22 protein-coding genes are annotated in these 25586 nt (G+C 28.1%); 2 read left to right on the top strand and 20 right to left on the bottom strand.

Annotated elements, in window-relative coordinates; translation table 11 throughout:
• Positions 1-73 precede the first annotated feature (73 nt).
• Positions 74-1381, top strand: a complete 1308-nt coding sequence (locus K8Z87_RS02755) for a phenylacetate--CoA ligase family protein (RefSeq protein ID WP_227475945.1) — start codon at positions 74-76, stop codon at positions 1379-1381.
• 8 nt (positions 1382-1389) lie between these two features.
• A complete protein-coding gene (locus K8Z87_RS02750) occupies positions 1390-2553 on the top strand; it encodes a glycosyltransferase family 4 protein (RefSeq protein ID WP_227475944.1) in 1164 nt (387 codons plus the stop codon).
• Here K8Z87_RS02750 and K8Z87_RS02745 read toward each other — a convergent pair.
• The 20 genes from K8Z87_RS02745 to wecB all read right to left on the bottom strand — a co-directional run bounded on the left by K8Z87_RS02745 (position 2550) and on the right by wecB (position 25504).
• The gene (locus K8Z87_RS02745) at positions 2550-3962 is read right to left on the bottom strand and encodes an exopolysaccharide biosynthesis polyprenyl glycosylphosphotransferase (RefSeq protein WP_227475943.1); all 1413 of its coding nucleotides are present in this window, start codon (positions 3960-3962) and stop codon (positions 2550-2552) included. The two genes, K8Z87_RS02750 and K8Z87_RS02745, sit on opposite strands and share 4 nt — an antisense overlap.
• A complete protein-coding gene (locus K8Z87_RS02740; RefSeq protein WP_227475942.1) occupies positions 3959-4957 on the bottom strand; it encodes a polysaccharide biosynthesis protein in 999 nt (332 codons plus the stop codon). The genes K8Z87_RS02745 and K8Z87_RS02740 overlap by 4 nt, the downstream gene beginning before the upstream one ends.
• Positions 4958-4969: 12 nt before the next feature.
• Entirely contained in the window at positions 4970-6097 is a 1128-nt protein-coding gene (locus tag K8Z87_RS02735) for a DegT/DnrJ/EryC1/StrS family aminotransferase (RefSeq protein WP_227475941.1), read from the bottom strand.
• Positions 6072-7052 carry an MraY family glycosyltransferase gene (locus tag K8Z87_RS02730; RefSeq protein ID WP_227475940.1) on the bottom strand — a complete coding sequence of 327 codons (981 nt, stop codon included), beginning with the start codon at positions 7050-7052 and terminating at the stop codon, positions 6072-6074. Before K8Z87_RS02730 ends, K8Z87_RS02735 begins: the two co-directional genes overlap by 26 nt.
• A 6-nt stretch (positions 7053-7058) precedes the next feature.
• Positions 7059-8417 (bottom strand): undecaprenyl-phosphate glucose phosphotransferase, encoded by a 1359-nt coding sequence (locus tag K8Z87_RS02725; protein WP_227475939.1) that lies wholly within the window; start codon positions 8415-8417, stop codon positions 7059-7061.
• Between the two features lies 1 nt (position 8418).
• A complete protein-coding gene (locus K8Z87_RS02720) occupies positions 8419-9405 on the bottom strand; it encodes a UDP-glucuronic acid decarboxylase family protein (RefSeq protein WP_227475938.1) in 987 nt (328 codons plus the stop codon).
• Between the two features lie 26 nt (positions 9406-9431).
• The gene (locus K8Z87_RS02715) at positions 9432-10835 is read right to left on the bottom strand and encodes a UDP-glucose 6-dehydrogenase (protein WP_227475937.1); all 1404 of its coding nucleotides are present in this window, start codon (positions 10833-10835) and stop codon (positions 9432-9434) included.
• 91 nt (positions 10836-10926) lie between these two features.
• Complete coding sequence (locus tag K8Z87_RS02710; RefSeq protein ID WP_227475936.1) at positions 10927-11667, bottom strand: WecB/TagA/CpsF family glycosyltransferase; 741 nt, start codon at positions 11665-11667, stop codon at positions 10927-10929.
• Entirely contained in the window at positions 11642-12754 is a 1113-nt protein-coding gene (locus K8Z87_RS02705; RefSeq protein ID WP_227475935.1) for a hypothetical protein, read from the bottom strand. The genes K8Z87_RS02710 and K8Z87_RS02705 overlap by 26 nt, the downstream gene beginning before the upstream one ends.
• A complete protein-coding gene (locus K8Z87_RS02700; RefSeq protein WP_227475934.1) occupies positions 12747-13985 on the bottom strand; it encodes an O-antigen ligase family protein in 1239 nt (412 codons plus the stop codon). Before K8Z87_RS02700 ends, K8Z87_RS02705 begins: the two co-directional genes overlap by 8 nt.
• Positions 13969-15018: a glycosyltransferase family 4 protein gene (locus K8Z87_RS02695; RefSeq protein ID WP_227475933.1), complete on the bottom strand. Its 1050-nt coding sequence runs from the start codon at positions 15016-15018 to the stop codon at positions 13969-13971. The genes K8Z87_RS02700 and K8Z87_RS02695 overlap by 17 nt, the downstream gene beginning before the upstream one ends.
• On the bottom strand, positions 15011-16210 hold the full coding sequence (locus K8Z87_RS02690) for a hypothetical protein (RefSeq protein ID WP_227475932.1): 1200 nt from the start codon (positions 16208-16210) through the stop codon (positions 15011-15013). The genes K8Z87_RS02695 and K8Z87_RS02690 overlap by 8 nt, the downstream gene beginning before the upstream one ends.
• Before the next feature lie 7 nt (positions 16211-16217).
• Entirely contained in the window at positions 16218-17300 is a 1083-nt protein-coding gene (locus K8Z87_RS02685; protein ID WP_227475931.1) for a polysaccharide pyruvyl transferase family protein, read from the bottom strand.
• A gap of 2 nt (positions 17301-17302) precedes the next feature.
• Positions 17303-18742: a hypothetical protein gene (locus K8Z87_RS02680; protein ID WP_227475930.1), complete on the bottom strand. Its 1440-nt coding sequence runs from the start codon at positions 18740-18742 to the stop codon at positions 17303-17305.
• Entirely contained in the window at positions 18708-20168 is a 1461-nt protein-coding gene (locus tag K8Z87_RS02675) for an MBOAT family O-acyltransferase (RefSeq protein WP_227475929.1), read from the bottom strand. The genes K8Z87_RS02680 and K8Z87_RS02675 overlap by 35 nt, the downstream gene beginning before the upstream one ends.
• Positions 20169-20178: 10 nt before the next feature.
• Positions 20179-21315, bottom strand: coding sequence for an FAD-binding protein (locus K8Z87_RS02670; protein ID WP_227475928.1), 1137 nt, complete (start codon positions 21313-21315; stop codon positions 20179-20181).
• Between the two features lie 3 nt (positions 21316-21318).
• Positions 21319-22632, bottom strand: coding sequence for a flippase (locus K8Z87_RS02665; RefSeq protein ID WP_227475927.1), 1314 nt, complete (start codon positions 22630-22632; stop codon positions 21319-21321).
• Between the two features lies 1 nt (position 22633).
• The gene (locus K8Z87_RS02660; RefSeq protein WP_227475926.1) at positions 22634-23116 is read right to left on the bottom strand and encodes a hypothetical protein; all 483 of its coding nucleotides are present in this window, start codon (positions 23114-23116) and stop codon (positions 22634-22636) included.
• A gap of 4 nt (positions 23117-23120) precedes the next feature.
• Entirely contained in the window at positions 23121-24341 is a 1221-nt protein-coding gene (gene wecC, locus K8Z87_RS02655; RefSeq protein ID WP_227475925.1) for a UDP-N-acetyl-D-mannosamine dehydrogenase, read from the bottom strand.
• Between the two features lie 29 nt (positions 24342-24370).
• Positions 24371-25504: a non-hydrolyzing UDP-N-acetylglucosamine 2-epimerase gene (gene wecB, locus K8Z87_RS02650; RefSeq protein ID WP_227475924.1), complete on the bottom strand. Its 1134-nt coding sequence runs from the start codon at positions 25502-25504 to the stop codon at positions 24371-24373.
• Positions 25505-25586: the final 82 nt, after the last annotated feature.

The following is a 25586-nucleotide window of genomic DNA, read 5'->3' as shown; positions in this document are numbered from 1 at the left end:
TGTTTGCGCAAAAATAATTGCTTTTACGCTTAAAAAGCAATTATTTTACAGAAACCTTATCATCATTTCTTTTTTGCAATTATTCAATCTTTCGCTTCGTATTAAAGGCTTCAAAATAAATAAGGCCAAAAAGGCTTTTTCTAAAATTAAAGCTATAGGCAAAAGTGATTATCCGCCTTATATTGAAGATAAAAAAAGAGCAATTATTGAATATCATTTAAAATATAATTCGTTTTATCAATCTATAGGGAAGCAGATAAATTTAAATGATTGGAATACTGTTCCCGTACTTACAAAACGGCATTTACAACAACCATTAAGTGAAAGGCTTTCTAAAGGTTTTAATGAACATTCTGTATATGTGAATAAAACTTCTGGTTCTTCAGGAGATCCATTTGTTTTTGCTAAAGACAAGTGGAGTCATGCACTGACTTGGGCAGAAATTATGCATCGGTTTTCTTGGTACTCTATTGATTTTAATTCGTCTAAACAAGCTCGTTTTTATGGCATTCCATTAGATAAAAAAGGTTATTATAAGGAACGAATAAAAGACTTTTTTGCAAACCGCTATCGTTTTTCAATTTTTGATCTGAGCGAATCTGCTTTTGAAAATTGTATTAATAAATTCAGTAATACATCATTTGATTATATCAATGGTTATACAAGTCCAATTGTACAGTTTGCAAAATATCTTAAAGAAAAAGATATTGTTTTAAAAGATATTTGTCCCAGTTTAAAAGTGTGTATGGTCACTTCTGAAATGCTATTTGAAGACGATAAAAAATTACTAGAAACACAATTTGGTATTCCTATTGTTAACGAATATGGCGCTTCAGAATTAGATCTTATTGCATTTGAAAACCCTAAAGGAGAATGGCAATTAAATAGTGAGACCCTTTTTGTTGAAATTTTAGATGATGAAAATAATCCTTTAAATTATGGAAATGAAGGACGAGTTGTTATAACATCTTTATATAATAAAGCACACCCTTTTATTAGATATGATATTGGTGATATAGGCATTTTGTCTAAAAAGAGTACACTTAAAAAGCCTATTTTAGAAAAACTTGTTGGACGCACTAATGATATTGTAATTTTACCTAGTGGAAAAAAAGCTGCTGGTTTAACGTTTTATTACATTACTAAAAGCATTATTGAAGATGATGGTAATGTAAAAGAGTTTATTATTGAACAACTAACATTAGATCATTTTAAAGTTATCTATGTTAGTAAAGATTCTCTCTCTAAGGATAAAAAGGAAATTATTACAAAAGCCATGGAAACCTATCTTGAAAAAGGGATCTCTATTAGTTTTGAAAAACAACAGCAACTTATGCGCTCTAAGAGTGGAAAACTAAAACAGTTTATTTCCCATATTTAAGATTATAGATGAAAGATATTCTTATAATAACGAGTTATTTTCCTCCTGAAATTGGCGCTGCTTCTAACCGTATCTTTCATTTAGCAAAAGGGCTTAAATCTGACTATAACGTTTCTGTTTTAACACCCTTACCTAATTACCCAACTGGGGAAATTTTTAAAGATTATAAACGCAAATATAAAGTTGTCGAAGATATCGATGGCATTACAGTAAATCGTCTTTGGATTTATGCAACTGTTTCTAAACATAAAATTGTTCGTCTTTTTGCCATGTTATCTTATAGTTTTAGTTTAATATGGTTTTTTATATGGAATAAAATTCCTGATAAAGTTATTATACAATCACCTCCGCTTTTAGTTTCATTTACATCTATGCTTTTTTTGCGTTCTAAAAAACGAAAGTTAATATTAAATGTTAGTGACTTATGGCCTAGCGCTGGTTATGAACTTGGTGCATTGAAAAAAGGCATTAGTTATAAATTGCTTCAAAGTATAGAACGTTATAATTATAGAACAGCTACTATTATTTTAGGACAGAGTGAAGAAATTTTAACCCATATAAAAACAATAGTAAAGAATCCTAAAACTATTCTCTATAGAAACTACCCAGATTTTCTTCCTCCTCAAATTCCTAAAAAGAGAGAACCTACATCAAAAAACATAAAACTAGTATATGCGGGATTATTAGGTGTAGCTCAAGGTATTTTAAAACTCTGTAAAGAATTAGATTATTCTTCTATTGAACTACACATTTATGGATCTGGAGCAGAAGAGATTGCTATTACTTCATTTATACAAACCCATCCTGAACTTACAATCACATTTCATGGCCGGATTTCTAGAGATAAACTGCATAAAGAACTATTAAAATATGATGTTACTATAATTCCTTTACTTAATAGGATTTATGGATCTGTTCCTTCAAAAATATTTGAATATGCTAGACTAGGCTTACCTATGATTTATTTTGGTGGAGGAGAAGGAGAAAGTATTGTTGAAAAACATAATCTTGGCTGGGTTGCAAAAGTTGGCGATTATAACAATTTAAACCATATGCTCAATACTATAGATATTGAAATTATTAATGAGAACTTTAAAAAAACCCTTCAAAATATTGCTGTTAAAAGCTTTGATTTTAAAACTCAATTAGAGACTCTAAAACAATCCATTTAATAGGCGTTTTCATCACCTAGGAACACGAGTAAAATTGTAGAGCCAATAATTTTTAAATCTAGGAGGAGTGACCAATTTTCGATATAAAAGATATCGTATTTAACTCTGTTAACAATATCGTCATCTGATTTTATTTCACCTCTAAAGCCTTTTGTTTGCGCTAACCCTGTAATTCCGGGCTTTACATTATGCCTGTATATAAAATTGTATTTGTCTACTTTTTTTGAATATGCATCAGTATATGATAACATATGAGGTCTTGGTCCTACTACTGACATATCTCCAAAAAGGACATTGTAAAATTGGGGCAATTCATCAATACTTGTCCGTCTTAAAAAACGACCAATTTTAGTAACTCTTTCGTCATTTTGTTTTACATAATCTTCCCCATTATTAACTTCTACTTTTAAAGATCTAAACTTATAACATTCAAACTCTTTATAATTTATACCATTTCTTCTGTGCTTATAAAAAAGCGGTCCTTTAGACTCTAACTTTATTAAAATATAAAGTAATACCGTAAGCCATGATAAAAGAAAAATAATTACAAATAATGAGAGTATAATATCAAATACTCTTTTTAATAACTGATTAAAAGGTTTATTTAAGACAACTTGTTGTATTGAGAGCACTGGTAAATAATTGTAAAAATCTGTTTTTAAATGCTTATCAAATAATGTTTTAGCTTCTGGTATAAACTTAATGTTATATCTATTAAGTTCGGCATGTTTTACAAATGTATTTATTTGTTTCTCGGACAACTCGTCCATAGCACAGTATATTTCATCGACTCCCTCGTTTTCTGACAAATAAGTTATCGCTTCTTTTACAGAACCGTCTAATTGTTTTCCTTTTGTAGAATCGCTATAAACGCCTAACAAATCATATCCATATTCTCTTTTCTTATTGAAAAACCCAACTAATTCTTGGGCACTTGAAGTATTACCAATGACTAGGATGCGTCTTAGATTTCCATTTAAATATTGTCTGAATTTTTTTAAGCCATAATACATTATAAACTTAACCAAAGTAATGGCTCCTATTGTAGTAAACAAATATTTAGTAATGGCCATTGTCTCAATCTCTATATCTCTATTGAAACCAATAAAGGCAAAAATAATAACAGAAAAAATAAAGAATTGCTTTATAACTAAGATCAGGATATTTAATGCGGAAGTATAACGATATACATTGTAAAACTTAATACTATATGCTGAGATAAGCCACAATATAGATACATACATTATAAAAAATGTAGCTTTACTCATTAAAAATTCAAGAGACCAATAGGGATCATCATAGGTTTGAAAATCTATATAATGAGAAGCAAAAACGTTTAATGTTAATATATCAAAAACGATAAGTGCAGGTCTTAATACCCAAGAATATCTACCTCTGATATAGCTCATTTATCCACTTCTTTTAAAATTCTCTTTAATTCTTCAATAACTTGCTTGTCATTTCTTTGATTTGCATTTAAAAACAAATCTTTTAAACTACTCTCGGTCAATATTAAATGATTAAATGATTTATAATATGTTATTTTATCATATTCTGTTTTATTCAATCTGATTCCTTCTTCCACTAATTTTTCAGAGAGTTTTTCACCTGGCCTAAGTCCAATTATTTTTATCTCTTTCTCTATAGGCTCTGGTAATTTTTTATTCTTAATGATTTGTTTAACTAAGTTATATATTTTTTGCGGTTTACCCATATCTATAATAAAAGTATCGCCACCACTAGAAATATAACATGCTTTAATCACTGAATTACATGCATCATTTATAGAAATAAAATAACGTTCAACATCCTTATGAGTTAAGGTTATCGGTCGTTGTTGTTCTATTTGTTTATTAAATACTTCTACAACTGAACCATTACTCTTATAAACATTACCAAATCTAATTATAGAGAGCTTTGTGGAACTAGATTTATAATTATTTACATACAATTCGGCAATTCGTTTGGTTCTACCTAAAACACTTGTTGGCTCTACAGCTTTATCTGTGGATATTAACATAAAATTCTCCGCTTTGTATTTATTAGAAAGTTTTACTAAATTTATTGTCGCATATATATTCGTCAAAACACCTTCTGAAGGATTTTTTTCTAATAATGGTAATTGTTTATAGGCTGCCGTATGAAAAACAATATCTGGTGTGTGTGCATCAAATATTTTATCTAAATGTATATCGTTTCTAATGTCAGCTAATAGAAAGACTAACTTGTTGTTTTGAGTATGATTTTTAAAATTCAACTCTAAATTATATAGCGCTAATTCAGATTGATCTATAATAATAATTGTATTGATTTCTAATTCAATAAGCTGTTTTACTAATTCAGATCCTATCGAACCTGCGCCGCCTGTTATAAGTATGGTTTTGTTTTTGTAATAACTCTTCATAGAATAAAGCACTTAAACAATACTATTTATAGCTTTTTTAATATAATCGAGCTCTTTTATATTTAGACTAGAACTGCTTGGTAAGCAAAGCCCTTTATTAAAAAGGGTTTCTGCTACATTATTGCCATAATACTTATATTCTTTATATAATGGTTGCATATGCATTGGTTTCCAAAGTGGTCTTGTTTCAATATTAAAATCTGTAAAAACTTTAATCAAACGTTCTCTATTTTTTAAATTATTAATCAGTATACAATTGAGCCAAAAATTTGAATTCACATCACCCGTAATCTCTTCCTGAAGTTCTATTTCTTCTGAATTCAAAAAAATATCTCTGTAGAATTGATGAATCTTTTTCTTTAATGAGATATTCTCATCTAATATAGAATATTGCGCCCTAACTATAGCCGCATTAATATTATTCATCTTATAGTTGTAGCCTACTTTAGAGTGTTGATAATGAGTTTTACTGTCTTTAGCTTGTGTGGCCAAATGATTAATCTCTTCGCTTTCACTTATAGAATCACATATTATTAAACCACCTGAAGATGCTGTAATAATTTTATTTGTATTAAAAGATATAATTCCAAATTTACCAAAAGTACCGCATTTTCTCCCATTTACAGATGACCCTAATGCTTCTGCTGCATCCTCAATAATAGGAATATTATACTTTTCACCAATACTTATGATTTGATTAATTTTACAAGGCATTCCATAGGAATGCACAACTATGATTGCTTTGGGTTTAATTCCATAATTAATGCGTTCATTAATTGTTTTCTCTAAAAAAACTGGACACATATTCCAAGTTTTAGGTTCACTATCTATAAAGATTGGCTTAGCTCCTAAATATAAAATTGGGTTTACTGACGCACAATATGTGAATGATTGACAAATAACCTCATCATCTTTTTTAACGCCTGCCATTATTAGAGACAAATGAATAGCTGAAGTTCCAGAATTTAATGTTACAACTTCTTTATCATTAAAATATGATTTAAACATTTTTTCAACTGAAGAAACATTAGAGCCATAATAAGATAACTCATTTGTTTCTAGAGCTTCTAAAAGGTATTTAGACTCTAAACCTGAAATTCGACTTGGTGATAATTTAATATTTTGTTTGTTTGAATTCATTACCAAAAATGAGAGCTCTAAAAATAACATAAAATAGAACCAAACATAAGGCAATAACTATAAAAAACATTATGGAATTAATTTGATTATAAATACTATAAATAACAATAACTGAAATCAAGATTTGTATAATTGAATAAGCCAAAGAAACTTTTAAGTCAGGAATGTTTTTAATGAAAACAAGTTTTTCGTACAAATGTTCTCTATGTGCTTTTAAAATGTTTTGTTTATTTACAATATTAATACACATTGTAATTCCTGTATCAATAAGATAAATTACAATCAATAAAAAGATCATTGGATTAGCTTCTGTTAAATAAAATTTCAAAATTATGAAACCAATTATATAACCTAAACATATACTTCCGACATCTCCAGAAATAAAAAATGGTTTTTTTTTGAAATTTCCTATTAAAAAAAGAAACGTTGAAAATAAAAGTAAACCTAATATTGATGAACTCATATAAGGAACTATATTATTAACCACTAATAATGCTAAGATTGTAATAAATGTATAGGATGCCAACATACCATTAATTCCGTCCATAAAATTAAATGAGTTGATATAACCGACATAAATCAATACTATTATGCAGCTCAAATATATTGAGGTTAATAGATTTTCATAAAACAAGAAAATAGTAACGCTTACACATAATATCTGAATACTGAGTCTAAAGAGAACATTAATTGATTTTAAATCATCTATAAAGCTAATAATCATCAACAGAAATACTATAATAGATAGGTAAAATGGAAATGTTTCAAAAAAAAGTAAGCTATATGAATAGCTTAGCGGGAAGATGATACCAGCGCCTAAAATTATGTTCTTTTTAGAATTTTTTAATTGAATAGTGAAATCTAATTTTTTAGCTATTCTAATGTAAATAAATAAAATAATACTCAAGCCTATTATTCCAATACTAGTCCTTAGAATTTCACCTTGACTTATCATGAGTTTTTAATACGCCTTTTCTTCTCCTTTAACAGCATTAATAACTGTTTGAATAATAATTTTAATATCTAATAAAAGAGACCAGTTTTCAATATAAAAAATATCATACTTAACACGTCCTATAATATCTTTATCAGTCTCTATTTCGCCCCTAAACCCCCTAACTTGTGCTAGGCCTGTTATTCCTGGTTTTACAAATAATCGGACCATAAATTTATCTACTTTAGACGCATATTCAGTTGTGTGACTTAACATGTGTGGTCTAGGGCCAACCACCGACATGTCGCCAAATAAAACATTAAAAAACTGAGGTAATTCATCAATACTTGTTTTTCTGATAAACCCACCAACCTTTGTTACTCTAGCGTCGTTTTTTTGCGCTTGTATTTTATCAGCTTCATTGTTTTTTGCCATTGACCTAAACTTATAGCAATAGAATTTCTTATTATTAAAACCATTCCGTTGTTGTCTAAAAAACACAGGGCCTCTAGATTCTATAGTTATTAATAAAGCCATAATTGGTGCTAACCAAGATAGAATACCTACAATAACAAATAGAGAGAACACTATATCTAATGTTCTTTTAAAAAACTTATTAATAGGATCTTCTAAAGGTATATTTCTCAACCATAAAATAGGGATGTAATCGTAATATTCATATTTAAGGCGTTTAGTATAAATATCTCGATTATCAGGTATAAATTTTAATACTTTTAAATTATTATCTACAAAATCTATTAATTGAGCGATTTTTTTATTACTTAATTCTGATACAGAACAATATATCTCATCTATATCTTCATTACTTATATAATCAAAACAATCTTTTAATTGAAGTATTTCTTCATTTTTAAAGTCAAAAGTCTTACAATGTTTATAGCCTAATTCTGGCCTAGTCTTAAATAAATTTTCAAGGTCATGTGTTTTTTTATTATTGCCGATAATTATAATTCGTCTAAAATTACCACCAAATGAGCTTCTATATTTTTGTAGGAAGTAAAAAAAAGAATATTTAACTAATGTGATTGCCGAAAATAATGCTGATATAAAACTTAAAACGTATGATGTAGAAAAACTAACTTGCTTTTTATAGCCAAAAAAAGCAAATATAATTAGTGTAAAAAGTATTAATTGCTTTAGTATAAGTATTGCAATTCTAAAATTTTTAGTATATCGGTAAACATCATAGAACTTAGTGTTTAGTGATAGAACAATCCAAGCAATAGAAGTAAAGAAATAAAAGTTATATGATTCTATTTCGCCCCCAAAATAAAGTATAGAAAAGCCAATAATTAACATTAAGTCAATTAAATAGGCAATAGGTTTTAAAAAACCTGAATAACGTCCTTGCTTAAATAAATTCAAATTATCTTTTTATATGTTTTTCAAATGATTTATGTTCTTTTTTATACAATACATCATCTGGTAAATCCCTAAAATAATCAAATGTTTTCTTAATACCTTCTGATCTGTCCACTTTTGGTTCCCAATTTAAAAGTTCTTTTGCTAAAGTAATATCAGGTTGTCTTTGTAGGGGGTCATCTTTTGGTAATTGTTTAAAGGTTAATTGTGTGTCATTATCTGTTAATTTAGAAATTTCTTTTGCGAAATCTAAGATTGTGATTTCTTTAGGATTTCCAATATTTACAGGTTTATTATAATCGCTAAACAATAAACGATAAATTCCTTCTACTTGATCATCGATATAACAGAAAGATCTTGTCTGTGAACCATCGCCAAAAACAGTTAGCCTTTCTCTTCTTAATATTTGCCCAATAAATGCAGGTATTACTCTGCCGTCATTTAACCTCATTCTAGGTCCATATGTATTAAAGATACGTGCAATTCTAGTTTCTAAACCATGAAATCTATGATAAGCCATAGTAATAGACTCTTGAAAACGTTTTGCTTCATCATAGACACCTCTTGGCCCTATAGTACTAACATTACCATAATATGTTTCTGGTTGAGGATGCACAAGTGGATCTCCGTAAACTTCAGATGTAGAAGCGATTAAAATTCTTGCTTTTTTAGCTTTAGCAAGTCCTAACAAATTATGGGTGCCTAATGACCCCGCCTTCAATGTTTGAATAGGAATTTTAAGGTAATCTATAGGGCTTGCCGGCGAAGCAAAATGAAGGATATAATCTACTTTACCTGCAATAGATATAAATTCTGTGACATCATGCTCAATAAATTCAAAATTTGGGTGAGATAATAAATGTGATATGTTTTTAGAATCACCAGTAATAAAATTATCCATAGCAATAACAAAAAAGCCTTCGTTGATAAATCGGTCACATAAATGTGAGCCTAAAAATCCAGCAGCACCAGTAATAAGAATTCTTTTCATTTAAGTATTATTTGTTAAAAACAATATTAAGCTTTAGTTCCACTACCAATTTGATAACAAATAAAACCTATTTTCTCTAATGTCTTTGTGTCTAATATGCCTCTACCATCAAAAATGAAGGCAGGTTTTTTCATATTGTCATATATTTTTTGCCAGTCAAACGTTTTAAATTCATCCCACTCAGTTAATACAGCAATAGCGTGAGAATTTTCACTAGCTTGATATGGATTTTGTCGAATTTTTAATAATTCTCTATTTTCTTCAGGATTCCGAGAGTTTAAATGCTCTAAATCAGCATAAATACGTTCTTCAGTAACCTTAGGGTCATAAACTTCTATATAGGCTCTTTCATTCAATAAGTTATCCGCTACTTGAATCGCTGCAGACTCCCTTGTATCATTAGTGTCTTTTTTGAAAGCCCAACCTAAAAAAGTGATTTTTTTTCCGGAAACCGTGTTGTAAAGTGTACTCACGATATTATCAGAAAATCTGTTTTTTTGATAATCATTCATCAAAATAACCTGTTCCCAATAATCTGCAACTTCGTTTAAGCCATAAGACTTTGCTATATAGACCAAATTTAAAATGTCTTTTTGAAAACAAGACCCGCCAAAACCAACAGATGACTCTAAAAATTTTGGCCCTATTCTAGAATCCATACCAATTGCCTTAGACACTTCATTAATATCAGCTCCGGTTTTCTCACAGATTACGGACATAGCATTAATTGATGAAACCCGTTGTGCTAAAAAAGCATTTGCTGTTAACTTAGAAAGTTCAGAAGACCAAACATTTGTTGTCAGTATTCTATCTTTTGGCACCCAATTTGCATAAATATCTACTAATGATTGTATTGCTCCTTTTCCTTCTTTAGTTGAATCCCCACCAATTAAAACGCGATCTGGTTCTAATAAATCTTTCACCGCTGTTCCTTCTGCCAAAAACTCAGGGTTAGATAGTATTTGAAATTGAACACCATTACCGGTATTGTCTAAAATACTTTTTATTGCAGAGGCTGTCCTAACAGGTAACGTAGATTTCTCTACTACAATTTTATCTTGCCTTGATACTCTTGCGATTTGCCTTGCACACAACTCTATGTATTTTAGATCTGCCGCCAAACCTTTACCTTTACCATAGGTTTTAGTTGGCGTGTTGACAGAAATAAATATCATATCTGCCGCATCAATTGCATTATCTACTTCTGTTGAGAAAAACAAATTACGCCCTCTCGCTTCTTTTATAATACTATCAAGGTCAGGCTCATATACTGGAAGCTTACTTAAATCATTAGAATTCCATGCAGCTATACGATCAGTATTTATGTCTACGACAGTAACATTAATTAGAGGGCATTTTTGAGCTATAACAGCCATGGTTGGTCCGCCTACGTAACCTGCGCCAATACAACAGATTTTTTTTATGTTCATTTACTATCTTTTGTAGTGTAATTGAAATATTTATAAAGTCAAAGGTAATATAAATCTATGTGGACACAAATTGTTTGAAAGCAAGTCTCTATTAAAGACCAAAACGTTCTTTAATAACCAAGATAATAAATTTACTGTTGCCAACTAAATAGCGTTTCCACATACGGTTAGGTTCTTGAGATAACCTGTAAAACCATTCTAAGCCAACATTTTGCATCCATAAGGGGGCACGTTTAACCTTTCCCGAAACAACATCGAAGCTTCCGCCAACTCCCATTACAAGATTTACCTTTTTTAATAAAGCTTTGTTCTCATACAAAAAGTTCTCTTTTTTAGGGGAGCTAATAGCTACAAACAAAATATTTGCACCACTATTAGCAATCTCTTTTGCTATATCTTGTTGTTCTTCTTTTTTAAAATAGCCATTTCTATATCCCGCTAAGATATTTGAAGAGTATTGTTCTGTATATTTATCTACAACTGTTTTAACAATGTCTTCCTTAGCACCAAAGAAAAAGACTTTATAGTTTTTTTTATGTGCTAATTCTACAAGATTGATCATTAGATCTATACCTGCTACACGCTCTTTTAATGGTTTTCCCAATACTTTTGAAGCCCAAACTACTGCTTGCCCATCTGCATTAATTAAATCACTCTCATTAACACTCTGTCTTAGTTGCAAATCGGTTTGCATAGCTACTATTTTCCCTGCATTAACAACGCAATGATGTATTTGATTTCCTTTAATTATTGTATTATCTACAATACTTAAAGTTTCTTCTATTGTTAAATTGTGAATGTGTGTATTAAGAATAATTATTTCTTCTATCATATATTAGCTTTAATGTTGTTAAAAATAAAAATGAATTAAACGGATATGCTATAATATTACCTCCTAAAAATGATACTATTATAATTGTAATAAAATAAGCTTTAGACTCATTAGAAATACAGTAATACTTATACAAAAATTTAAAGATCAATATGTATATACATAAGCCAATTATACCAAAAAAAAGAACGATGTCAATGAGATCTAATTCTGTTTTATAAATAGATAAGTCGTAACCTCCAATTAAAAAATCTAATACTGAATAAGCTTCTTTTATGCTTTCAAACGTTTTCAAAAGTAATTTGTCACGATAAGAAAAAACCATCGTAAAAAGTCCGTCTCTCTCTACGATAAGCTTGAATAAACTCGTTTGAAATAACGAAATCAAACCAAAAATAGAAATACCAGAAACAATTAAAGTTATATAACGAAATTTTTTATTTCTTATATCAAAAACATAGAATAAAATAACCAAAACTAGAACACCTAAAAAGATCGCTTTTGTCCCGCATAATATACCACAAATAAAAGCTATTATAAAAAAAAAAAGATTTCTTAAGTATGCAAAATATGCAATAATTGACAAATAAAATACAGTAGCTTGCATTTGTGTTATAATAAATCCGTCATAACCAAAACGAAGATGACCATAAGTTAAGAATAGTGATTGATTAAAGATCATCCCTATTATTATAAATAAGAAATTTATAATAATCAGTGTCTTAATGATTTTTTTTAATCTTATATGATCTATGTCGTATTTTAAATAGAATAATGCTACTCCATAAAGATAGCTATATTGAATAAAGTATTCAATTCTTGCTTCAGTATAATTTATTGAAAACAAAAAAAGGCCTAATAAAATAAATACATATAGAAGCAATTTTTTCTTGAGAAAAAACTTTATATCTATTAAAATTTTAATAGATATATAAGTTAAAAACACCGCTTTTATATATCTATGAAAAGGAAGTAATTCTAAATTAAAATTTACATTTATTTTCTGAAGAAAATCTAACGCTATCTGACAAATAAAATAAATTAAAATTATATTACCCTCCACTTTAACCCCTTCGTTTCTAATCATTTATTTTATTTAAATTATTAAAAACAAGAAAACTCATCAAAAAAGAGAACACAATCACTCCTACTTGCCTATTTAAGATGGACTCGGTAAACATTATACAAAACAAAATGAAAAAAATACTTAAGTGAAACAAATCTTCTTTTGATAAATAAAATACAATAAAAAGCAATGATATGAAACAAACAAAACCTATAATTCCAAAGTGAACAAGTTCCTCTAAAAATTGATTATGAGCATTTAATCTAGCTGTATAAATCCAAGTTCTCTTTTCTCTAAATTTTTGCATTTCATTAATTCCATCACCTATTCCTACCCCAAATATTAAATTGTCATTTATTACATTATATGCAGATTCCCAATTTTTTCTTCTTGTAATGTCTCCTTGTTCAAAAAAGTGAGAGGCTCTATAAAAAATATTACTATTATTATGAATCTCAAATATATTTACAATCGCCTTTGTTACAAACTTTCCATTAAAGACTAATATTAGAGATAATATTAGCAATAAAATTAAAAAACTTTTATACAAAACCTTGTTAAAAAACTCTTTAGCTTTTTTTAAGATAAAAAACAAAAATAGCATTATGCAAATAAAAGTTATCATCTGACTTGAAATCAAATAAATATTAAAAACTAAAATAACACAGAATAACACAGAAAGAGTAATAGATTTAACCGTATTATTTAACAGCACTGCTAACGAAGAACATAATAAAATACCAAAATAACTAGGATGCATTTCATAGGGCATAAAGCTAATATAGAAGTACCTTAAGTAATATGTGAAAAATGTTTCTAAAGATTCATTATTTAAATATATGCTATAAAAAGAATTAAATATTGTGAAAATTGCCGCAGCTAAAACTACATAAACATATGTTTTTAATAAGGTTTTAAAATCTATATACTTAAAATTCATATAAAATATGACTGGAATTAATAATAATGGAACCCTTTTTCTTAATAAAGAAAAAGCTCTTGATATATCTTCCGTATAAAAAAGGCTTGTAATATGTAAAATCAAAAATAAAAAGTAAAAACAAAACAGGACTTTATAACCTAAAGGCAACTCAAGAGGCAGCTTTTCTAGAAAAAAAAAATTAATGATAGACCAGAAAACTAAAACGAATAATAAAATACTACTAGCTGCTGGTGAAAAAAGTAAAGATGTAGGTACTAAAGCAAATAATACATTGAACCAATATTCATCATTACTAACTAAATGTTTCATAGATTCTTAGGTAATTTAAAAGCATTTTTTCTTTGGAAAATTTATTTTTTATTCTCTCTGCATTATTAAGAGCTAATTCTCTTTGAATCGATATCTCTGTTAAACTTTTAAAAATTGTTGTGTGTATAGAATTTAAATCTTGAATATTAAAAAAGTTTGAATCTTGTGAAAAGTCCAGAACTTCTCTTAAAGCTAATATATCATTACTTAATATAGGGATTCCTATTGAGGCACCTTCTACAGCTACTAAACAAAAACCTTCAAAATATGAAGGAATTATTAATAAATCATACTCATTAATATTATCCCAAGGATTAGGTCTGTACCCTTTCAAATTCATTTTTAAATTTCCTCCAGAATTTACTATCATTTTATTGTATTCTTCAACATTCTTTCCTTCACCAATAACATCAAACTGTATATGATTAAACTGATTACTTTTATAAGTTAATAAAGCTTTTAAAATATTATCAAACCCTTTTTCTTTACTTAACCTTCCAATATATAAAATTTTAGGAATATCTAATTCTTTTGTTTTACAATATGGTTTAGAATTATTTATACTTATTCCATTATAAATCATTTCATTGTCAATATTATATTTGTTTAAATAATCTTTGACAGTCTTAGAGATGCTAATTGCTTTTTCTGGTTTTATAAATTTATATAAATAATTTTTATTTAAATAAGCACTATGAAAAGTATGTAAGTGATTGTCGCTTTTTCTCAAGGTATACTTAAATAGTATATCTATTCTATTATGAGTATGTAAAATAAGGCTAGGGCATTTGGTTTGTATTTTTTGTATTTCTTTTACAACCCCAAATATTGAAATATTAGTTCTATCAATAAATTGAATTGAGGTGGTTTTGATTAATAAATCACTATAATATCCTTTTTCAGCTATTAAATAAACAACATCAAAAGATTCATAAACACCACTTAGTAAATCAAAAACTATTTTTTGACAACCACCATAATTCATATGGTTTAGCAAAAAAACTAAAGCTTTATCTGTTTTTTTTCTAATCATCTTCTCTTTCTAATAAAAATTCTTTCTTATTTTTTTGAATCAAAGCCCTAAATATGAAATAATATATCATATACATTAAAAACTTAAAAATAGGATATAATAAAAAACAAACAATAAAAAGTGTAATTGCTCCACTAATATAATAATTAGACTTTAAGTTATTTCTGTACAAACTAAAAATATCTAAGAAGAAAAGAAATGTGCCAAAAAGTCCTATTTCGAATAAAAAAACATGTAATTCACTAGAATCTCTTGCATGAGGTCTTATTTTGTAATTTAAAACACTTAAACGATGAATCACTCCTTGAGACGCCCACGACCCAAATCCTTCTCCAAAAACTCTTTTAGAAACAGGCTGTTTATCAAAATAAGCATTAACGCGTTTAAAAGGTTCTGTTCTAGAATAATAATTAAAAAGTTCAATCCCGCTCTTCCCTTTTTTAAATTCGGATCGCTTTTCCAAAATTAAATAAAAACTAAACCCTCCTATTAAAACTAAGAATAAGCCAATTACTATGTTCTTTTTTAAGTATTGGTATCCATAAGTAAAAACTAATATAATTAATGTGCCAAAAGAACCGTTAAGTAAAAGAACCAATGTTGTAAAAACAGATAGTGTAATATGCCTTTTAAAAAAGGTAAAAATGTCATTTTTGATTAATAAAAATGTATTAAAAGTAAAGGCAATTGCAAACCAATTTGGTTCTACAAAAAACCCTCTAAGCCTTAAGCTTACAGAACTACCTTTATCATAATGCGCTATATCTAAAAAACTTAATTGATAGTCAAAAATCCAAACTAGTAATAACTGTGTTAGTCCTGTTACTATTAATAATATTTGAAAAGTATAAAACACCTTTTTTGTAAAGGTTTTAAAATTAACTTTAACAAAGAAATATACATTTAGGGCTAAGAATAAATAGAGAAAGATAAACAAACTATCAATTCCAACTTTAACTAATCCATTTATAAGTACATATATTGTGAATAAAATTAGCCATTGATCAAGTTTTAATAACTTGATTTTTTTCTTAAACCCTACTAGAAAAAAATAGCCTATATTTAGAACTATTATTGATAATATTCCTATATGGATCTTAATTCCTATATTAATTTTTAAAAGTGAATCAAAAGCAAAACTTAAATAAATTAATACAACTAAATATTTATATGATTTTTGTATTAATTTCATAAATAGTTTATATATTTTCTCTTAGTGCATTCAATAATTTTCTTTTAGACAAATTAACTAAATCATTATATTTAGGACTAACTTTATTATAATTTATAGGCTCTAAATGTAAGTCTTTTAAATCTTCTATACGAGAGATAAATCTATCTTCTATTCCAAGACGTTCTAACAAAGTAAGTTGCCTTCTATTTAATTGCTTTTTTGTAACTCGTGTAAAAACTGTAAAATTTCGTTTAAAAATTAAAGAATATGCATTCCCATGGAAAGAATTTGTACAAACTATTGTTGCTTTAGAAAACACACCCAACCATTTTGATGGAGACTCATACAAATAATTCTTATCGGCTTCTTTAATTTCATGATGACCTAAATTAATAAGAGGTAATCCCGTCATTTCCTTTATTTTATTTATATATTCTCTAACAGGTTTACTATCTTCTGTTAAATAAGAAACTAAATAAGGGTGATCTGGAACCAAAGAAAAGTCTAAAACCTCACTATAATCTTGTATTAATAATGTAGGATCTACTACTATTTCTGAAGCACACTCATTATTTGTTATTTTAGACACCTGATCTTGCGCAAAATCTTCACGCACCAATATAGTGTTAAAGTTTTTTAATAATCGCTTCGTTTCGCTTCTATCACTTTCCTTAAAGGCGCTATTGCCCATACTTGCCGCATAAGCTACTTTTTTAGCTGTTTTAGGTAAAAAGTCTAAAAAATAACCTGTATCTAGTTTTCCTTTTGTTAACTGTGAATTCCAAACTTGATCACTCCCACAAATAAAAGTGCCTGAAGATGTTTTGAAAAAAGATTTTAAAGCATTAGTATTAAAAAAGATTTTTTTTGTAAGTGGCAAAAAGTTTCTTCTAAATTTATAAAAGCGAATATTTTTTAAAAACTTATTATATGTTTTACCTAACCCTTTTCTTGGTCTATACGTTTGGTAAACAAAATAACTGGGTCTGTAATCTAAAACTTCAGTCTCTATTTCATTTTCATTTAAAAACTTAGCTAAAGCGTATGCTTGTAACACAGCTCCATAGTTAAGAACATGTTGAAATGTAATTATATATGTTTTTTTCATAATTATTTTACTTGAAAAATATTTACTTTATTTAAATCTAATATCTTAGTTTCTGTTGTTATATCTCCTCCTGAAAATTTAACCTCAACACGGTCTATATGCTCTGGTTTTAATTTAGACCAACTATTAAGCTTACCTACATAACCATTTTTTGTTTGTAAGTAATTTTTAAATTTGCGGTAAGCATTATCAGATTTCCATTTATTTTTTTTAGATTTATCTTCTAATAAATGTTTGTATTTTTCTTTAGGAAAAATACTTAATATTGTATTTACCTCTTTAAAATCTCTTGGCATTGAATCTATTAAAACTCTAATATCTGTACTATAATCATCTGCAAATAATACTTTTATATCTTTAATTTTAAGAACATCTTTACTTCCTTTAATTTTAAAGACATAAGGCGTATTATCAAACATCTTAGAGTTAACAAAATCATAATTTTGTTTTAAATAATCGGAAAAATAAGAGGTTACTTTTATTGAGCCTGACTGCATAACATGGCCAGGATCATGAAAGTCTGTGAATTTTAAATCTAATTCTTTTTTTGTCTCTTTTGTATTTAACTCTAAAACCTTAGCGTTTTTGTATGGTTTCACTTTATTCTTTATTACGCTTATAGAGGATTTATTCTCTTTACTTGCATCAAGTTTAACATTATTAATAAATAAAAACTGAATACCTGAATGCTCTTCTGCAATATCAAGCAATTCTTGAATCTTTGCAATGCTTGTTTCATCTATTACATTATATTTTGTTACCGTATTGCCAGGAGTTTTCAGATATAGTTTATCAAAATCCTTCTTGCTAGATTTTAATTTTTTTAAATTCTGTTTCACTCTAGTATCATAACCAAAAACCTTACCTATAATTAAATTCTTTTCTGTTTGGTAATATTTTAGTTCTTCTTCTGTTGTTATATTATATAAAACTCTAGAAGTCTTAGAAAGGCTTTGTAACCATATATCATTTTTATCTTCTGGAATTATGCTTTTTAAAAGTTTGACTTTATCCAACGAAACATTAAAATTAGCTATAGCCTTATTATTAAAAAACCAAGAGTGATCTGAATCAGGAGCTACAATAGTAGTACTTGAAATATCAATGACAACCAACTTAGGTTTTTGTTCTCTAAGTATTTGTTTTAATATAAATGGCTCGAAGCATAGTCTTCGTGCAGATGTCCCTAAATGTATAGAAGTAAGACCTGTTAAACTATTTAACAATAGCGGATCATAAGCTGTAAATAAATACGAGTTGCTCATAAAAACGACATCGAATTTTTGTTTTTTAATAGTTTGCAAATTTATTGCTAATGTTTCATCACTATCTGGTTTAACAAATCGACTTAAAACAGTATTTGTAAGAACTACAAATAGTAATAGAAAGGCCAATATTCTATATAATTTAGAACTGAAAATAGATAAAATTTGCTTGTTCATTGTTATAATATCCAAAGATTAATAAAAAGAAAATAATTAAAAAATATATAGACCACCTTAAAACAATGTTTTGTCTAAAAACACCTTTTTTAATATTAAACTTAATGTTTAAAATTTCTACCGTAAATAAAAGAATAATACTTACTAATGTTATCCTAACTTCTGGTTCTAATAAGCCATATTCATATATTTTACCATTAAAAAAGTTGTTTAATTCTATCTTTTTTAAGCTTACTAAAAGATCTATTGCTGAAGAAAAAGAATCAGCTCTAAAAAACACCCAAGCAATAGTAACTAAAGCAAACGTAATAAGTATTCTATATAGTTTAAAAGAAAGCTTATTGGTATTCCACCCTAACTTAGCATATGTTTTTTGCTGTGTTTTATAATATACTTTTTCAAAAACAACTAATACACCATGTAAAGCTCCCCAAATAACAAAAGTTAAAGCAGCACCATGCCATAAACCACTAACTAAAAACACTATAAAAAGATTAAGCAGCATACGTGTTTTACCATACCTGTTTCCTCCTAAAGGAATATACAAATAATCTCTAAACCAAGTCGATAGAGAAATATGCCAACGTCTCCAAAATTCGGTTATAGATTGCGCAATATATGGATTATCAAAATTCTTTTTTAAATCGAATCCCATTATACGAGCAATACCAATAGCAATATCTGTATAAGCGGAAAAATCACAATAAATTTGAACAGAAAACAACAGCATTGCTATTAAAGATCCGAATCCATCACCTGCTATTGGATTATTATATACTTGATCTACAATTACAGCAACCCTATCTGCAATAACTATTTTTTTAAAGAAGCCCCATGCAACAAGCATTAATCCATCTCTCATTCGGTTATAATTAAAAGAGACTTTTCTGTCGAATTGAGGCAATAGATTGGTAGTTCTCTCTATTGGTCCTGCAACTAATTGAGGAAAAAACGATACAAAAAGGGCGTATTTACCAAAGTGTTTAGTTGGCTTAATATCCCCCCTATAAACATCCACTGTGTAACTTAAAGCTTGGAATGTATAAAATGAAATACCTACAGGTAACAAATAATCTAATCTGAGCACATTTACATCCATACCAAAATTAACAGACAGTTTATTAACTAATTCTAATGTAAAATTAGCATATTTAAAAAAGAATAAAATGGCAAGATTTGAAGAAAAACTGATAAAAATCAACATTTTCTTCTTACTAACAGTATTTGCTTTTGCTATAAGCAAACTAGTTACAAAAGTAATTAATGAAGATGTTAGGATTAACAATGCATATTTGGGGTTCCAGCTAATATAAAAATAGTAGCTAGACAATAACAACCACAACCATTGCGTTTTTTTAGGTATTATAAAAAGAACAATAGCTACTATTGGAAAAAACAATAAAAATTCTATAGAATTAAATAACATATATATATATTTAAAGAACTACAACTTCTCTTTCTAACTTAATTTTAAATTTTTTGAAAACAGATTCTACAATACGCTCAGAATAATTATAAATTTCATCACCCGTAGCATTTCCTCTATTAACAATAATAAGCGTTTGGTCTTTGTATAAGCCTACATTATCTTCCTGCTTATTAAGCCAACCTGTATGTTTAATTAACCAACCTGCAGATATTTTTACGTGCGTTTCATTTAAAGGATAAATAATCGCACTAGAATACTCCTCTTTAATTTCATTAGCCAAATTAAGGTCTACTATTGGGTTTTTAAAAAAACTACCAACATTTCCAATAGTTTTAGGGCTTGGTATTTTAGAATTTCTTTTATTAATAATAGTTCGTCTTACTTTTTTAAGAGAGATAAAACCGGAGTTTTCAAGTAGTTTTTTAAGTAATCTATAATCTACACTAACCGCTCTTTTTTTAACGTTTATTTTTAGTGTTTTTATTGCTTTAAAAAAATCTATCAATAATTCCTTATAATGCTTTGCGTATCTTAAAAAAAAAAACCCTTTATTGTTTATAATTTTTCTCTTGTGTGGTGGTATTTTATAAAGTTTAAAATCTACAGTAGTTATTATATAGCTTTTATAAGGGGGTTTTTTAAAAACACTATTTCTATAAGAAAAACAACATTCCTCTTTATTTAAATAGACCTTTTTATTTGTTTTTAAATCGTAAGCACTTACCCCTTCAATTACTTCATCTGCCTCTGTACCATAAGCTCCTATATTTTGAACTGGAGCAGCACCTACGTTCCCTGGTATTAAAGACAAATTCTCTATTCCATAATAAGAATTATCAACACAGTATTCTACAAACTTATCCCACTCCAAACCAGAACCTACTCTTAATATTATAGATTCTTTGTCTTGACTTAATTCTTGTATATCTTCCATTCTAGAATGCAATATTAATCCTGGGAAAAAGCTCTTAAACAAAACGTTACTTCCTCCTCCTAAAATAAAGTAAGGTGTATTAGCTACGTTTTCTTTTTCTAAAAAAAGGATTAACTCATCTTCATTTTGAAAAGAAAAAAAAGTGTTAGCTTTAATATCTATTCCAAATGTATTATAGTTTTTTAACGAGTGGTTTTTAAAAAATTGCATTTTTTAATTTTTAATATTTGCTAATGTTTTTACATCTCTAACTAAGTAATACCAGCCAAAAAACAGACTTTTTGTTTGGATCCAAAAGATATAACGATATCTTTTTATAAAATAATGTGTTATGTAAGAAGAGAAAAAAAAAGCGAGTAGCGATGCCCAAACAGCACCAATCATACCTAATTTTAAAATTAAGATATAATTAAATATTATATTTACGACACCGCCAACAACACTTTTTATGTAAGCTAATTGGTGTACGGCTTCAATTATCATAATTTGAGCAGCAACGGCTCCCATTGCAACAAAAAGCCCTTTAAAAGCGAAAATCTTCATTACTTCAATAGCAGGGTAATATTCTTTACCATACAATATGTTTATTATTATTGGAGATAATAGCATTACAATTATAGATAATACTAAACTTCCCCATATAATTACGTTTGAAAATGCTTGTCTATTTAAATTATAATTTTTCTTACTTAACATTCTTTTCGAAATCAAAGTTGGAGTTATTGATTCTGATAAAACAATAGGTATAAATGATATAATACCTGTAATTGATACGGCTGCGGAATATTGACCAACAGCATAATCATTTATAAAATGTTTAAGCATAATCTGATCTACTCTATTAAAAATAACAACGGCTATACCCGAAAGTACTAAAGGAAATGAATCTTTTATTAATTGTTTTCTAACAAGAACATTATCTTTCCATTTAAAAACAGAGCCCTCTGAAATTGTATATAAAAATATTAAAATAGCCGAAAAAAGAAAAACATCAAAAACTCTTAAAATGATAAAATAGTCTATAGACAATTCACAATAAATAAATAAAATACCGGTTAAAAGAATTATTAAAGCGGTAAGCAATTCTGCTCTAATTATTATTTTATTTAATAATTTACTAATAAAAAAAGCTCTTAAAAATCTGAAAATTTGGAAAAAATAACTTAATCCATAAATAAGAACAAAATATTTTATAATATTCTCATCGTCTAATAAAAAAACAACAATTGAAAGTAAAATATAACCTGCTGTTGCAAAAAACAGGCATATTTTTAATGCACTTCCTAGTAATACTTCTTTTTTAATCTTTTTTTCTGAAAAATCTCTTACTAAAATGCTCTGCAATCTAAACTCAGCAAAAACAGTAAACAATGTTACTAAACTTATAACATAACTAAAGACACCAAAATCTTTAGGCCCTAAATACCTCGCTATAATGATTCCTAATAAGGCTAATTTTAATCCAGAAAACAATTTAGCAAAAACTCCAAAAATTAGATTTAATAAATTTTTATTATTAATCTTCATTTTAAATTCCCATATTACTAATAGTAATTGGTTTACTTAAAACCTTTCTAAACTTATCCCTGTCAAATAAGAAAAATTCTATTTTCTCTATTCTTTTCACATCCAAAGAGTATGGAACTTCAATATATTTAAAGCTATTAACAGTAATTAAACTGGGTTTTATAGGTGTTGAAATATATTCTTTATCTTTAAGTAACTCTTTATATTTATTTTTATCTAAAAAGGTCTTCACGGCTAAAGAATACTTTTCTACATCTAAAGCTAAGGCATCATCATTAAGTCTAATAATTAGCATTTTCTCGTCTTTATTTTTTTTAATAAAAGCAACCTTTTTCATTGAAAGTCCATGAATAAAGTTTAAATCAACATCTCTAGCATTTGGATATGTTTCTAAACCATTTTTTAAATGTGTATCGTACTCCTTTTGTAGACTAGTACAAGAAAAAACAAACATTGATACTATTATAAATAATAATCTCTTCATACCTTTAAATTTTTTGTTTAAATACACCACAAAAATCTAAAGCTATTTTAGCTGAAGAAATTTCTAAGGTTTTAAACTCATCATGTGCCACTAAAAATACAATAATATCGGCTTTTTCAACAGCTTCTTTATATTCTGTTAATTTAAATACTTTATGGTCAGTAATATTTGGCTCTACAATAAAGCACTCCTCATTATTAGACTTTTGTAATACTTTTTGAGCAATGTATTTTGCTGGAGATTCTCTTAAATCGTCAATATTGGGTTTAAACGTTAATCCCATTATAGCAATACTTGGTTTTCGTCCGTACTTTAATTCAAATTCTAACTTAGCTGTTTGTACTTTTTCTGCACACCAAAAAGACTTGTAATTATTTACTTCACGAGCCGCTCCAATAATTTTAGATTCCATAGGATAATCTGAAACTATAAAATACGGGTCTACCGCTATGCAGTGTCCACCGACTCCACAACCAGGTTGCAAAATATTTACCCTTGGATGTTTATTAGCTAATTCTATTAGCTCCCATACATTAATATCTGCTTTATCACATATCAAAGAAAGTTCATTTGCAAATGCAATTTGTACATCTCTTGAAGAATTCTCAACTAATTTACACATTTCTGCTGTACGAGCATTTGTCTTATGTAAGTCGCCTTTTATATATTGTTTATAAAAATCAATTGCTTTTTCTGTAGATCCATCATCCACGCCTCCAATAACCCTGTCATTATGGACTAGTTCATACATTACGTTTCCAGGAAGGACTCGTTCTGGACAATAAGCAATATAGAGTTTCTTTATTAATTCTGGTCGTTCTGAATAAATAAGATTCATCATTTTTTCAGTCGTTCCAATAGGAGATGTTGATTCTATAATATATAAATCGTTCTCTTTTAATAAAGGAAGAACAGCTCTTGTCGCTGCTTCTACAAATGAAATATCCGGCTCATTCTTTGCCTTAAAAGGTGTCGGCACGACTATTAAATATGTTTTGGCCTCAACAGGAGTTGTTCCGGCTTTTAAATAGCCGTTTTTAACTGCATCTGCCACAGCAATATCTAATTCTGGTTCAACAATATGTATTTTTCCCTCATTAATAATATCTACTACTTTTGGGTTAATATCTACACCATGAACATAAGTTTTGTTTTGAGCTATTAAGGCTGCCGTTGGTAAGCCTATATACCCCAAGCCTATCATGACTACTTCTGGTTGATTCATTCTCTTCAATTAAATTAAAAAATCTTGTTCTATAAATTTTTGATAAAACTAGCAATTCTATTACACGCCTTACCATCTCCATATGGATTATGTAACCTGCTCATATTATTATAAGCTGTACTGTCAGTCAGTAAGCGCTCAGCCTCTTCTATTATTTTGTTTTTGTCCGTCCCAACTAAAACAACAGTTCCTGCCTCTACAGCTTCTGGTCTTTCTGTTGTATCCCGCATTACTAATACTGGCTTTCCTAAACTTGGTGCTTCTTCTTGAACACCCCCACTGTCTGTAATAATTAAATATGATTTTTCCATTAACCATACAAATGATGGATATGACAATGGTGCAATCAATTGCACATTATCTATTCCATCAAGTAATTCATATACTGGTTTTAAAACATTTGGATTCAAATGAACAGGATAAACAATTTGGACATCTGGGTTATTACTAGCTATCTGTTTTAGCGCTGAACATATGTTAATAAAACCTTGACCGTGGTTTTCTCTTCGATGCCCCGTTACTAATATTAATTTCTTTTTATAGTCAACAACCCCCTTCAAGTTTTCAATTTCTTCATTTTGAAAACTTGAAGATGTTACTTTTTTTGCACTAAACTGTAATGCATCAATCACAGTATTTCCAGTTACTAATATATCTGTTTTTGATATATTCTCATCAAGTAAATTTTGTTTTGATGTCTCTGTCGGAGAAAAATGATAGTCCGAAATTCTTCCCGCTATACTTCTATTAATCTCTTCTGGAAATGGAGATCGTTTGTTAAATGTTCTCAGCCCTGCTTCTACATGACAAACCTTAGCCCCACTGTAAAATGCAGCAATACTTGTTGCCATCGTTGTCGTGGTATCTCCATGAGCATATACATAGTCTGGTTTGAATTCTTCTAAAATTGGTTTTAAGTTTGTTATAATATCTGCTGTAAGTGAATATAGGTTTTGATTTGGTTTCATTAAATCAAGATCATAATCTGGAGTGATTTCAAAAAAATCAAGAACCTGATCCAACATTTCTCTATGTTGAGCCGTTATACAAACTTTTGTTTCGAAATAATCATTATTTTTTTGAAATTCTTTTACAAGTGGCGCCATTTTTATAGCTTCTGGTCTTGTGCCAAATACAATTAAATTAGATTTTTTTTTATTCATATTAAATTATATGGAGGTGTAAAATTAGAATATTTTATTTACATTTTAAATCTTAAACTAAAAAAGCTCTCCTACTTTAAAT

The sequence above is a fragment of the Winogradskyella immobilis genome, assembly GCF_021887715.1.
GTDB lineage: Bacteria > Bacteroidota > Bacteroidia > Flavobacteriales > Flavobacteriaceae > Winogradskyella > Winogradskyella immobilis.
This window is presented reverse-complemented; position numbering and strand designations above follow the sequence as displayed.